The sequence below is a fragment of the Paenibacillus doosanensis genome, assembly GCF_025060755.1.
In the GTDB taxonomy this organism is placed as follows: Bacteria; Bacillota; Bacilli; order Paenibacillales; family NBRC-103111; genus Paenibacillus_S; species Paenibacillus_S doosanensis.
Genome location: NZ_JANYUY010000053.1, coordinates 1 through 13,031 on the forward strand (window position 1 = coordinate 1; position 13,031 = coordinate 13,031).

Here is a 13,031-nt window from a genome sequence, read left to right on the forward strand (position 1 = left end):
CTAAATGATCTTCAGGGATCCAATCGCTCAAATACATCGGAAACAATTCACCTTGTTCCGTGGAGTAAGATTTAAATTTTGCCATAAACCACACACCCTTTTTTACCAGATAAACAGATTACAGTTAAGTTTCGCGACGAAACTATGCTTTTCCTGTTTCGTCGGACAGACTCCTAAAAGTGTGGTGAAAAAGTAGACTTCACTAGTCGAAGGCAATCTGGAGAAGCGCAGCTGTTGTCTTTGTTCCCGAATTATTTAACCCATTGAAGGGCTAATTATTCAAGAAATTCGGGATGGGCAGCGATCGGAAGAGGCTTTCGCCTGCGCAGAAGGCGACCCTTCAGAGGCGCAGTACACTCACAACGGACACAGCGGCCGTTATATCAACCCTATCGGCCATTTTGGAATTCTAACGGACACAGATGCAGCTATTAGTTGGCAGAGCCTCCATAGAAAGCGATTCGGAGCTATGTAAGCGCCATGACGTCCGTTACGTTGAAAAAGCGTCTGTTTGCGACGACTTTAGCTCTCCTGTGTCCGTTACACTTAGAAACGGTTCGATGCTCGGTTCCGGGGGCTACATCTCCTGCAGCTCCCTTCCAGAGCGTTCGGGCGCGTTCCCGTTCCTAAAAAAAAGCTTGGGCGAGCAGCGTTTGAAGGCGCTCAAACCAAGCCTGCAGCCAAGCCAATGTCTAAACAGATACGTTGGAGCATGAAGAGGGAATGGGATACCGGATTCCAAACGCTGTGAACATGACTTTAAAAGCGTGGTGAAAACGGATTTTCTCCATAGAAAAAAGGAAATAACCATCCGAAAAATCCGGTTTCAATAGCGATTGGAGGATCAAATGGACGCCGCAGCGGACTTTTTCACCACCCTTCTAAAAGCTCGGTGAAAAAGCAAACTTCGCTAAGCGAGAGCAATCTGAAGAAGCGTCAGCGTTCGCCTTTGTTCTCGGATTTCCCCCGTTACACGGGCTTACTTATTCAAGAAATCCGGGAACAAGAGCGATCGGAAGATGCTTTCGCATGCGAAGTGGGCGTTTTTCACCATCCTCCTAAAAGCCCGGTGGAAAAGTGGGCGGTGAGTCGGTAGAGAGTTGGAACAGCGTCAGCGTTCGGCTAAGAAAAACGGACTTTCTCATAAAAAAAGGAAATAACACTCAAAAAAACCGATTTCAACTGCGATTGGAAGATTAAATGGGCACCGCACGCATCCTTTAAAAGGTGCAGATAGACTTCTTCTCACAGCCAAACTTTCCCGTTGCATTCCTCTGTGAGCCGGTATAATGGATGTAAGTCACAGCAGCAAAGGAAGTGAAAGCAATGGTAAACAAACATTGGGAAACGAGTCTGAGCAAATTTATGACCAAAATTCTCCGGCATACGCCTGAAGCGTTCGGAGTGACCTTGGACCCGCAAGACGGCTCTTGTCCGATAGAAGACCTGCTGAAGGCGGTTCAGACAGAACCGAAGTGGTCGCATATTACCGCAGACGATATTCGCGGAGTCGTCGACCGTTCGGAGAAGCAGCGCTTCGAGATTCGCGCGGGGCGCATCCGGGCCAGATACGGGCATAGTCATGATAAAGTCCAATACGAGCCGGGGACGCCGCCGCTCATTCTATATCACGGCACGAACGAGAGGGCGCTGCCCTCGATTATGGAGGAAGGCATCCGGCCGATGGGAAGAAAATACGTTCATCTCTCGGAAGGAACGCAATTTGCTGCGATGGCGGGCAGCCGCCGGGGCGAGCTCGTCATTTTGCAAGTGCGCACCCGGGAGGCTGCGGTAGCCGGGGTCGAGTTCTATTATGCCGGCAATGAAGTATGGCTGGCCGAACGGATTCCGGCGGATTGCTGCACGTTGTTGGCGGCGGATTGAACAAGTCCCGGCGGCCTATTCTGCTATTGTGTGTCAAACTTAACAAGGCAGTATTTCCATTCCGTGCTATACTGAAATCAACAAGAACAGACGGAGGGAAATCCATTGAATAAGAAACATGCATTGTCCTTGATCGGCGCTTTGGTAGTGGGAGTGGTCGGCGGCGTAGGTCTGATGATGAACGATTCGGCGTACGGTTCGGTGAAGGAAGCTCTTGGAGGTCAAGCGACGCAAAATGCCATCGGCAAGGTAGATGCGAACGGCACGCTGACGGTTCAGGTATCGAATATGGATTTGGAGACGGCGTTAATGCAGGTCCAGTCCCAGCGCGCCGATCTGTTGGATCAGCAGTTGAAGCAGCAGATGGAAGAGGTACAGAAGCGGAACGAATTGATCATGAAGATGAACGATATGCTTAGCGAGCTGCGGTCGCTGCGGCCGCAAAAAGCGGGAGATACGGCGGCCGTTCCGGCCGGCCTGAAAAGCAAGCTGGCCGAAGCAAGCATAACCGTTTCCGGCGATAAGCTGACCCAGGCGGAGTTCGACGCACTGCTGGATAAGCTCCGCAGCTCTATCGATTCGGCGAGCAATTCTCAACAGATGGATATGCTGCGCCTGCAGAGCTTGACGAACAAACGCAATGAAGCTTTCGATACCATGTCGAATTTTATTAAAAAAATGCAAGATTCCCGCAGCAGCATCATTGGAAATATGCGATAATAGAAGCAGTACGGGGAACCTGTCGCTCGGCAGGTTTCTTTTTTTCGTCGTAATTCCTTATAGAGGCTGGGGAGAATGGCAATGTCCGTCAACATGGTTGAATTTTTGAAACATCATACGCTGCTGCACGGCGTTCCGGAGGAAGAGCTGGAGAAAGCCGCTGTCACGATGCAGTCGGCTTCTTTTGCTGACGGGGAATGGCTGATGCATGAGGGGATGGAAGGCGACGATTGCTTCTTCATTGCAGAAGGTCGGGTGCAGGTCATCTCCCGCAGCTTGACAGGCAGAGCGGTGATGCTGGCCGAGCTCGGTCCCGGTGCATTAATAGGCGAGATCGCTTTGATCCGCAACGAAAAACGAACGGCAGGCATTAAAGCGGCGGGCGATGTCATGACGCTGCGCCTTGACCGGGCCGCGTTCGAGCGGCTTGCCGAAGCAAGCCCGTACTTTCACGAAAGCCTCTCCTTCGCCGCGGAGCTGCGTTACGTTCACGGGCTTCTGCGCAAAGCCTCGATCTGGTCGGCCATTCCCGATTCAGAGCTGCGGGGGCTTGCGGAAATAACGGTCAGACGCAAGGTGAGCCGGGGACAGACCGTCGTTCGGGAAGGGGATACGGCCCAATGGTTTTATATGGTCGCAAGCGGCAGGCTGGAGGCATATACTACCCCCCAGCGGGCGCATGCGTTCGAGACCGGCGATTATTTCGGCGAGACGGCGCTCTTGACCGATACGACGCAGAGCGGTACCGTAACGGCCGTCGAGGATAGCGAGCTGCTTGTGATGGGCAAGACGGAATTTCTGGCGATATTGCAGCATTATGCCCCGGTGCGGCGACAGTTCGCCGAGGTGCTGCGCATTCGCCGTCCGGATTTGACTGCGGCCGCGGAGCAGCTATTGGCCGCGGAGCCGGGGAACGCGCCCGCGGAAACCGCGTCGGACGCCTTAACGGCGGCGGACGAGAGTCCGGAGGGGAGCGGACAGCCGAAGCCGTCGCGATGGATGGATACGCTGCTTGCGATCGGCGGCGGCTTTGTCTTGTTCACCCTGCTAGCCGCTTGGCTGCAAAGTCCGTTATGGTCTGCAGCGGCCTTGACCGCCGGCTCTCTGGTAGGGCCGGTCACGTTCGTTGCCTTCGTCAGAGGCTCGCAGCTGCTCGGCTTCCGGGCTTCACGGCTTGCTTGGGTGTTCGTCTCCTCGGCGGCCGTCGCCGTTCCGCTCGCCTGGATCGTGGAGCGGGCCTGGTTGTTCGGTCCCGGCGGCGCATCGTTCGCGCAGCTGGATATTCCCGCGGCGGTCGCGCTGATCGAAGAAGCGGCGAAGCTGATCATTTGCACGGCGCTGCTGCGGAGCAGCCGCATGCGCTTCCTCATGGACGCCGTCGTCTTCGGGGCGGCGGCCGGAATGGGCTTCGCAGCCGTAGAGAGCTTGATCTACGGCTGGACGTATTTCCAGCAGAGCTCTACGGGCAGCATGCTCGCCGTGCTATGGGTGCGGGCGCTCCTGTCGCCGCTCGGACACGGCACCTGGACGGCAATTGCCGCCACGGGCGTCTGGTACGGGCTCTCGGCGGGAGCGGGACGCCGGACGGCGGCGGCTCCGGCTCCGGCCATCCGCTGGCTTAAGGCCGCCGGGCTGCTGATCGTCGCCGTTATGCTGCACGCCGTGTGGGATTACCACGGCTTGGAGGGAGTCGCGCGATTCGCGTCGATGATTGCCGTCGGCGCGGCCGGGCTGCTCATTCTGTACGGGCTCATCCGTACAGGAACGAAGGAGGAGCGCCATGCCGTGGCGGCGCTGAACCCGACGCTGCCCGGCGAGCTTCGGGAGCTTACAGGCGAAGGGTCCGGCGTTAAGCAGCTGCCGCTCGTGTGCGCGGCCTGCGGCACGCAATCTCCTCCGCATGCCCGCTATTGCGCCCGCTGCGGACAAGCGCTGCGGGCGCGCCCGGACGCTTAAGGCGGCTGCCGCGCCAGAAGCGCGGGATTCCCGGCCGCACCGGAAGGCGGTATTTCCAAGATGGAGCTTGATGTTTGCGTGCAAAAGCGGGATAATTAACCATTGGATAAAAATATGCAAAGGGGTTATAACGCATGGATACGCATGAAACGAATCTGGAAAAATATGCCGAGCTTGTCGTCAAGGTAGGGGTCAACATTCAACCGGGGCAGGTGCTGTTCGTCGAGTCGCCGCTCGAAGCCGCGCCGTTTACCCGGAAGGTCGTGCAAAAAGCATACGAGGCGGGAGCGAAATACGTTCAAGTCGCATGGGACGACGAAGCGGTCACCCGCACCCGGTTCGAATACGCGCCGGACGACTCGTTCGGATTTTATCCCGAATGGACGGCGCGAATGATGGAGCAGCTGGCCGAGGGCGGCGGAGCGCTGCTGAATATTAAGGTGCCGAATCCGGATTTGTATCAAGGGATCGATGCCGCGAAAGTATCGGCCGCTACCCGGGCCGCTTCGCGGGCCAGGCAGAAATTCCAAGGCTATGTGCGCAACAAGACGTTCAGCTGGTGTCTGGTGAAGGCTCCGACCCGGGCTTGGGCGGCCAAAGTATTCCCCGAGCTGCCGCCGGAGCGGCAGGTCGAGGCTATGTGGGAGACGCTGTTTAAGATCAACCGGGTCGACGCCGCCGATCCTGTAGCCGCCTGGCACGAGCATATTGCCAAGCTGAAGAGCATGAGAGAGCGGCTCAATCATAAAAAGTACAAGCGGCTGCATTACAAAGCGCCCGGCACCGACTTATCCGTCGAGCTGCCGGAAGGGCATGTGTGGTTCGGCGGAGCCGGCTTGAACGATCAGGGCGTGTCCTTCGTCGCCAATATGCCGACCGAGGAAGTTTACACGCTGCCGAAGCGCGACGGCGTCAACGGGACCGTTCGCAGCACCAAGCCGCTCAATTTGAACGGCCGCCTGGTCGACCGGTTCTCCTTCCGCTTTGAGAACGGACGGATCGTCGACTATGCGGCCGAGGTCGGACAGGAGCATTTGGCCGATTTGCTGTCGACGGACGAAGGCGCCGAATATTTGGGCGAAGTTGCGCTCGTTCCTTACGACTCGCCGATTTCCAACTTGAACCGCATTTTCTACAATACCGGCGTCGATGAGAACGCCTCATGCCATCTGGCCATCGGCAGCGCTTATCCGTTCACCCTGGAGAACGGAACGAAGCTGTCGAAGGAAGAGTTGGTGCAGCGGGGCGCGAACGTCAGCTTGACGCATGTCGACTTTATGATCGGATCGGCGGAGCTAGACATCGACGGAGAATTGGCGGACGGCACGCTGGAGCCGGTCTTCCGAAAAGGTAACTGGGCTTTGTAACAACAGATACGAACGGACGGATCGAAAGACGGGAGGGGAGCGGATTGACGGCCAAAACGAATGCCAGCCGCATGCTCGACAAGCTGCGCGTCCCCTACACGCTGCATGAATACGATTGGGACGAGAATCAGCTGGATGCGGCGACCGTAGCGGGCAAGGTCGGGATCGATTGCGAGCGGCTGTACAAGACGCTGGTGCTGCGGGGGGATAAGACGGGCGTCATTATGGCCTGCATTCCCGGCCATCGCGAGCTTGATCTGAAGCGCCTCGCTGCGGCCAGCGGCAACAAGAAGGTCGAGATGACGCCGGTCAAGGACATCGCTGCGCTGACAGGCTACATCCGCGGCGGGGTATCTCCGCTCGGAGTGAAGAAGAAATACCCTCTGTATATCGACCGCTCGGTGCTGCCGCTTGACGTCGTCAGCATTAGCGCCGGCCGGCGGGGACTGCAGATTTTTCTGAAGGGCGAAGATTTGGTCAGCGCCTGCGAAGGAATCGTCAGCGATATTGTGCAGTGAAAAGCGGAGGCCGCATCATGGAAAGACAGGCGGAAGGGACCCGGGGAGAGACGATTAGTCTCTCGCGGGTCCCTTTTTGCCGTACGTTTCGTCAAGCAGCATCCGCTCGAACCGCTCGTCCTGTCTGTGTGAGCATTGCAGTAAACCAGCGAGGGAGGAGCGATCCGCTGGCTGCAGACGGCGCCTTTTAAGCTCGGCGCTAGCTGCCGGGGACAGCGGTAAGCGGTGCCGTCGCGAACGGCGCAGCGGCTTGCAGCGGCGGCGAAGCCGAACTGCGGCCGGCGATCAATTGCTGCCCGCCGCTTGCAAGCAGGGCCGGACGTCTTCGGCGTGCGCGAGGGAGGGGAGCTTCCGTTTCTCCATCTCTCTCCGGAGCAAAGCGATAAATTCGTCGTCCAATTGAAGCTCGAGTGCTTCCATGTAGCAGTGCATCAATTCCTGGTCTCCAAGGTTGTACATTCCAACGGCTCTCCTTTTACTTCATAGGCTTGCAGATCGAAGCATTTGGCCGCCGACTCGGCAATATGCTTGAATTTGCGGGCTCTGCGCACGATTTCATCGGACATTTCCTGAAGAAACCGTTCATCGGACAAGGCGTCTGCCAGCAGACGGATTTGATCCTTGTTATTGAACAGGACTGTCTGGATGGCCAGCGTCAAATATTCCTGATCATCGTTATCAGGTATTTGAAAAGAATGTTTTAAATTAGAAAGGTTGTTCATGTTTTCTCCACAATTACCATATTTATACTATTCATTATAACTCAAGCTCCATTCACCATCAGCGCAAAAGTTTTGCATAAGTGTACAAATATTTTTGCATTTTCGCTAATTTTTTTGAGAAAAAACGAAAAGAGATTGCATATTTGGACAAGTCCATAATATACAATCTCTTTTCAATTTGGTAAAATAATGAAAAAGAATTAATACCAAGTTTCGCTAATGCTGTTGTTTTTTCTTATGTAGTCGCTTGCTGTTTTGGCGAACATTTTCATAACGGCTTGTCCTTCGGAGGCGGATAAGGAATGGGATTCAAACCATTTCTGATCCTTGAAAAGATTCAGAACGTCTTGCGCATCCATTTGTTTCAATGAACGCACCACATGATGCAAACCAGGAGAATAAGTTACAGCTACCATGCATGTTTCACCTCTTTCCCGACAATTATTTACATTTGTTACATCCTTTATTATATCAGAAAAATGGAAAAATCAAGGGGGATTTTGGTGAAATCCAAAATTTTTTTTCGAATTGTCGTACTGGCCCTGATTGCAATGCATGCTTGGTTCGGATATGTGACATTTCATTATCCTTACTTGGGGATTTTGTTGAAACAAAGCAGCTCCGGAGAGTGGATCGTTCGACAATTGGAGACCGATAGCGCCAGTTTGAAGCTGAACGTGCGTCCGGGCGATGTCGTTCGGGAAATCGACGGACAGGCTCCGGATGAACATCTGACGATCCGGCATTGGAGAATCCTGGAGCAAGCCGAGGATATCGTGCTGAACCGCAGCGGAGAACTCATCCCCATCGATACCAGAAACGTGAGTGACGGCGCCTCCACCGATATTTCGCCGGTATTCGGAGAGCTGCTGTGCCTGGCCTTCGCGCTGCTGCTGTACGTCAAGGCGGGCCATTCCTTATCTTCCCGGATGTTTGCGCTCGTATTTTTAAACATCGGCTTCATGTTTGCCTGCCTGGGCGCTTCCCAGAGGGGAGACATACTCGGGAAGATCGCGATCAGCTCCTTGATGATCGCTTTGCCGGTTATATTTCTGCACTTTTTGATCGCTTTCCTGGAGGAGAAGGGCGAGATCCGGTTTGAATTCATCCGTTCGCTGCTGCGTTATTTGTACGGTTTTGTCGCAATGTCGTTTTTGCTCCGGCTGCCTTTTTATATCCCGGCCGTGTCCAATTATTTGTACGCTTCTTCCATCAAGTGGGTCATCGGATTTTTCTTGCTGGGGCTTTCGCTCAACTTCGTTTTTCTCGCTTATGTCTATTTGAAATTCCGCAAGCAGAACTCTTACTTATCCGTTATTATCAAGACCATCCTGTGGACATTGACCATTTCCTTTTTTCCGTTTGCTTTCCTGTCGTTCGTCCCTCAGCTGCTGTTCGGACAAGACGGCGTCAGCTCCTTGTACACGTCATGGTTCGTCTTGTTTTTCCCGATATCGTTCACTTATCTGATCATGTCCAAGCAGCTGTACGACATCGATCTGGTGCTGCGCCGAATTGTCTTCACGACGGTCATCTCGGTAATTCCGAGCGGGGCGATCGTCGGCTTGAACGCGATGGTGTTTCAGCAAGCGGCGAGCTTGGGGCATTTGCTGGTCAGCTTTATTTTCATCCTGATGCTGCTTTCCTTCGTCATGTATTCACTGGAATATTTTGCTACCAAGCTGGAAGCCGTCATGTTTCCGCGCAAATATCAGCTGCAGAACGCGCTGAAGAAGATTGCCTTCAATCTGCAGTCCATTTCGAGCTTCCGGGAATTGAAGGAGATTATTCTGGTCGACATCGTGCATACGCTGCAGGTGTTCGGAGCGGCCATCGTATTCAAATACAACGACAGGCTGGAGACGGTCATCGAGGGAGAGCTGCAGCAGGCTGAGGTGGAGAGGCTCGCTTCGATGGATCATCCGGAGCATCCGTCTCTGCTGCGGTTTGAGGTGAACCGGCATGAGGAATACACGAGCTATCTGATCATTTCCCGCAAAAGAATGAATACGTTTCTCGGCATGGAGGAGGTGCATTGGCTCAAGCTGATCATCTCGTATCTGGCGGTCAGTCTGGAAAATATGCATTTGATAGGGAAGCTGCACGTGCGCTTGCAGCGGCTCGCCTCCCAACTGCCTAACGAGGACGCCTCCAAAGACTTCATCTGGTTCCGCAAGCTGATGTTCGAGCTGCAGGAAGCCGAACGCAAGCGGATTGCCACCGATCTGCACGACACGACGCTGCAGGATCTGTTCTTCCTGAAGAAGCGGTTCGCGGCGATCGCAGAGAGGGGGATATTCCAGGCGGAGGATGAGGAGACGATGCGAAATATCATCGATTACGTCGAGATTATTAATACGAATCTTCGCCAAAGCTGCTTCGAGCTTCATCCGCATTTGCTGTACGAGGTGGGGCTGATTCGCACGATTCAGAAGGTGGTTGAGCACGAAGCTCCGCTCTGCCCGTTCCAGCTGAATTTCAGCGCCAAGGGGGCGGAGCGGATCGAGGGCTGGGACCTGGATACGAAAAGGCATTTTTTCCGCGTCGTTCAGGAGCTGCTGAACAATGCCAAGAAGCATTCGCAGGCTACGCGGGTGGGCCTTAAGATTACCGCCGAGAACGAGAACATTTTGCTGTTCTATGAAGACGACGGAATCGGCTTTAACGTGCTGCGGGCCAGCGAAGCCGAGCTTGAAATCGGCGCTTCCGGAACGGGCATGGAGCAGATGAAGAGCCGCGTGCTGTATTTGGACGGGCAGATGAATGTGAGAACGGGCAGGGGCAAGGGGCTGCAAATTTGGATAACGGTGCCGATAAGGGAGGTGTTAACCGCATGAATTATACGATGAGTGTCCTGATCGTTGACGATCATCCGGTTATGGCAAAGGCGACGAAGGGAATTCTGGAGCAAATACCGGGAATCGAGGTGATCGGGATCGCGGGCAGCGGAGCGGCTTGCCTCGATTTTGTCGATATGCATCGGCCGGACATCGTCTTCCTCGATTATCATTTGCCGGATCAGTTCGGAAGCGCCGTGGCGAAGGACATTAAGGAGAGCTACCCGCAGACGCATGTCGTTATTTTTACGGGGATCGATATTGCGGATATGTATAACCATCTCCTGGAGATCGGGGTCAGCGGCATTATTTCCAAAGAAGCGGGGGAGAGCGTCGTGCAGACGATGGCCAGAGCGCTGATGGACGGGTGCACGGTGCTTCCTTTGCCGCTGTACCGCAGCATGAGGCTGGTAACGGGGGCGGCCTCCCAAGAGGTGGTGCTGACGAGCGATGAGGTGCAGATTATGTCCATGCTGGTCAAAGGCGCTACGCACGAGCAGATCGCCAATGAAATCTATGTAAGCAAGCGTTCCGTAGACAATTATTTGAAAAAAATTTACAACAAGCTTGGCGTGAAAACCAAGGTGCAGGCGCTGGAGCAGTTCGTTCAAAGCAAATATTATTCGGAATCGGTCAGGGGGGAGTAGCGTGAAGCGGGATGTGCTGGAACATATGCTGGCTTTGGTTGACCGTTACGTTTCAACCGACGATCTGAATCGGCTGCTCAAGCGGTTTATCGGAGCGAGAGCGGAGGGAGGCAGCCGCTGGAGCGAGCTGACGGAATCCGCTTACAGGATGATGGGCGGGAAGTCCGCCGCCGATATGACGGAGGCAGCCGCGCTATCGGAGCTGATCATGCTGACGCTGGATATCGTCGACGATTTGCAGGACCGCGACAAGCCGCATAAGGCATGGATGACTTGCCCCGAGCCGTTCACGCTCAATGCGGTGCTTGCTCTGCTGGCGGCGTTTATGGGCGAGGTCGGGCGGCTGCAGCGCCGGTACGCTTCGTTTTCCCCGTACATGGCGACAACTGTGAGCGAGCTGATCGCCGCCGCCGTGAGCGGCCAGCAGAAGGATTTGAATCCTGCGGCCAATATCGCCGATGAAGCGGATTATTTCGCTATGGTGCAGCTCAAATCGGGCTCGCTCATCCGGCTTGCTTGTTATATGGGCTATGCTTTGGCGGAGAACGTGCCCGAAGCGGCGGCGAAGCGGCTCGACGAGCTGTGTTATTGCCTCGGCGTCGTAGCGCAGATTGAGAACGACGTGAAAAATATGCTCGCTCTCGATGTGCGCGGCGATCTGATCCAGCGCAAACGAACGCTGCCGATTCTGCATTTGCTCTCGAACGGTGCGGAGGAGTTTCCGGCGCTGCAAGAGCTGTACGAGGGCCGGCTGGAGGAGCGGGAGTTTGCGGAGCGGCATAGGGAGGAATGCATGCGCTATATTGAAGCGTCCGGGTGCATTGAATATTCGCGAATCGTGCAGTCCTTGTATTACGACAAGGCGGTCGAGCTGTACGAATCGATAGACGCTGCGCCGGCGGAGAAGGAACGCTTCAGGCTCGCCGCCCTGGCGCCTTATGAAGCGGCAGGCTTAGGAAAAAACGTTTGACATTTCGTCATGATCGAAGTAGTATAATGACGACAAGTTCATCTATTGTGTAGGAGTTAATGGAGAGATACACATGAATTGCTGACTTTACGGTCAAGCAGTTTATGTGTTTTTTTGTGTTTCGGGGGCGGTTCGACCGAAAACGCTGCATCGCTGTCTGCAATGCTAATTCATACGTCTAATGGGAGACGGGAGAGGAATGATTGTATGCAAACCGAGAAACCGATCATTATTGCCCACCGCGGAGCGAAAGGAATGGCCCCGGAGAATACTTTGGGAGCTTTCAGGCTGGGTGTGGAGCAAGGCTGCGAGGCTATCGAGCTCGACGTTCATTTGTCGGCGGACGGGGAAATCATCGTATGCCACGACGAGACGCTCGATCGGACGACCAACGGCAAAGGAATGATTTGCGAGAAGACGCTGGCCGAGATCAAGAGTCTGGACGCCGGTTCCTGGCATTCCGAGGCGTACCGGGGCGAGACCGTGCCGACGCTTGGCGAAGTGTTCGATGCCGTGCCCGGCTCCTTGATGATTAACGTGGAAGTGAAGCAATCGTATGACGGGAATATGGACCGCAAGCTGGTGCAGTTTTTGCGCGAGCGCGATCTGTTCGACCGCGTCGTCGTCTCTTCCTTCGACCATCAATGTCTGCATCGTATTAAGGTGCTGGAGCCGAAGACGAAGATCGGTCTGCTATATCAGCTCAGATTATACAATCCCGCCGCTTATGCCAAGACGTTCGGCGTCGACGTCTATTCCCTGCATCCGTACCATCGTCTGATAGACCGCGAAGAAGTGGAGCAGGCGATCCGGGCGGGCTTGCACATGTATCCGTACACGGCGAACGAAGAGCAGGACCTCAAGGCGCTGATCGACTGGGGCGTCTCCGGCATTATTACCGATTATCCGGGCCGATTGAAAGATTTGCTGGCCCTCGGCGGCGTATAGGCTGCTTTTGTTGACGAGCGGCCGGAGCGCGGACGCATTTGCCAGTGGGGAGCGGTTAGCGGTACACTACATCTTATGAAAGGAGATGGAGTATGCCGCAGCTCATCGTTAGAGGCATCGCAGCAGAGCAAATGTGCAAGATCAGCGAATCGTTAGTGAAGGAATTGGCGGAGATTTGCGAATGCGGGACGGATAATTTTGTGATCGACTGCCTCCATGTGACATCCGTGTTTGACGGCAGCGTGGTCGAGACGTTCCCGTTTATCGAGATCGCCTGGTTCGAACGGGGGCTTCAGACAAGAGACCGCTTCGCCAAAGCGGTGGCCGATCATGTAAAGGCGCTGGGCATCCCGGAAGTGGAAATGGCGTTTACGACCTACCGGGAGGACAGCTACTACTTGAACGGCGAGCGCCGCTTTGATTCGGCGGAATAAGAGGAGATGGCAAGATGCCGGCGTTTCT

At 54.8% G+C, this 13,031-nt stretch carries 13 protein-coding genes; 10 read left to right on the plus strand and 3 right to left on the minus strand.

The window, feature by feature from the left end:
- The first annotated feature begins 1,326 nt into the window (after positions 1-1,326).
- From N0M98_RS27405 to ybaK, 5 genes are all read left to right on the plus strand, one after another.
- The gene (locus tag N0M98_RS27405; RefSeq protein ID WP_259619742.1) at positions 1,327-1,884 is read left to right on the plus strand and encodes an RNA 2'-phosphotransferase; all 558 of its coding nucleotides are present in this window, start codon (positions 1,327-1,329) and stop codon (positions 1,882-1,884) included.
- A 105-nt stretch (positions 1,885-1,989) separates the two neighbouring features.
- A complete protein-coding gene (locus tag N0M98_RS27410; protein WP_259619743.1) occupies positions 1,990-2,604 on the plus strand; it encodes a hypothetical protein in 615 nt (204 codons plus the stop codon).
- Positions 2,605-2,685: 81 nt separating this feature from the next.
- Complete coding sequence (locus N0M98_RS27415) at positions 2,686-4,560, plus strand: cyclic nucleotide-binding domain-containing protein (RefSeq protein WP_259619744.1); 1,875 nt, start codon at positions 2,686-2,688, stop codon at positions 4,558-4,560.
- 134 nt (positions 4,561-4,694) lie between these two features.
- A complete protein-coding gene (locus N0M98_RS27420) occupies positions 4,695-5,927 on the plus strand; it encodes an aminopeptidase (protein WP_259619745.1) in 1,233 nt (410 codons plus the stop codon).
- Between the two features lie 44 nt (positions 5,928-5,971).
- The gene (gene ybaK, locus N0M98_RS27425; protein WP_249861335.1) at positions 5,972-6,445 is read left to right on the plus strand and encodes a Cys-tRNA(Pro) deacylase; all 474 of its coding nucleotides are present in this window, start codon (positions 5,972-5,974) and stop codon (positions 6,443-6,445) included.
- Positions 6,446-6,730: 285 nt separating this feature from the next.
- Here the strand turns inward: ybaK and N0M98_RS27430 are convergent, their stop codons facing one another.
- The 3 genes from N0M98_RS27430 to N0M98_RS27440 form a co-directional block, all read right to left on the minus strand.
- A complete protein-coding gene (locus N0M98_RS27430) occupies positions 6,731-6,904 on the minus strand; it encodes a sporulation histidine kinase inhibitor Sda (protein ID WP_249861336.1) in 174 nt (57 codons plus the stop codon).
- The gene (locus N0M98_RS27435; protein WP_259619746.1) at positions 6,877-7,167 is read right to left on the minus strand and encodes a hypothetical protein; all 291 of its coding nucleotides are present in this window, start codon (positions 7,165-7,167) and stop codon (positions 6,877-6,879) included. Before N0M98_RS27435 ends, N0M98_RS27430 begins: the two co-directional genes overlap by 28 nt.
- Before the next feature lie 200 nt (positions 7,168-7,367).
- Positions 7,368-7,583 (minus strand): hypothetical protein, encoded by a 216-nt coding sequence (locus N0M98_RS27440; RefSeq protein WP_249861338.1) that lies wholly within the window; start codon positions 7,581-7,583, stop codon positions 7,368-7,370.
- 87 nt (positions 7,584-7,670) lie between these two features.
- Between N0M98_RS27440 and N0M98_RS27445 the strand changes: the two genes are divergently transcribed.
- The 5 genes from N0M98_RS27445 (at position 7,671) to N0M98_RS27465 (ending at position 13,003) form a co-directional block, all read left to right on the plus strand.
- Positions 7,671-10,004 (plus strand): ATP-binding protein, encoded by a 2,334-nt coding sequence (locus N0M98_RS27445; RefSeq protein WP_249861339.1) that lies wholly within the window; start codon positions 7,671-7,673, stop codon positions 10,002-10,004.
- Positions 10,001-10,651 carry a response regulator transcription factor gene (locus N0M98_RS27450; protein WP_249861340.1) on the plus strand — a complete coding sequence of 217 codons (651 nt, stop codon included), beginning with the start codon at positions 10,001-10,003 and terminating at the stop codon, positions 10,649-10,651. Before N0M98_RS27445 ends, N0M98_RS27450 begins: the two co-directional genes overlap by 4 nt.
- Before the next feature lies 1 nt (position 10,652).
- Positions 10,653-11,621: a polyprenyl synthetase family protein gene (locus N0M98_RS27455; RefSeq protein ID WP_249861341.1), complete on the plus strand. Its 969-nt coding sequence runs from the start codon at positions 10,653-10,655 to the stop codon at positions 11,619-11,621.
- A gap of 207 nt (positions 11,622-11,828) precedes the next feature.
- Entirely contained in the window at positions 11,829-12,569 is a 741-nt protein-coding gene (locus tag N0M98_RS27460; RefSeq protein WP_249861342.1) for a glycerophosphodiester phosphodiesterase, read from the plus strand.
- 92 nt (positions 12,570-12,661) lie between these two features.
- Positions 12,662-13,003, plus strand: a complete 342-nt coding sequence (locus N0M98_RS27465; RefSeq protein WP_249861343.1) for a DUF1904 family protein — start codon at positions 12,662-12,664, stop codon at positions 13,001-13,003.
- The last annotated feature ends 28 nt before the right edge of the window (positions 13,004-13,031 follow it).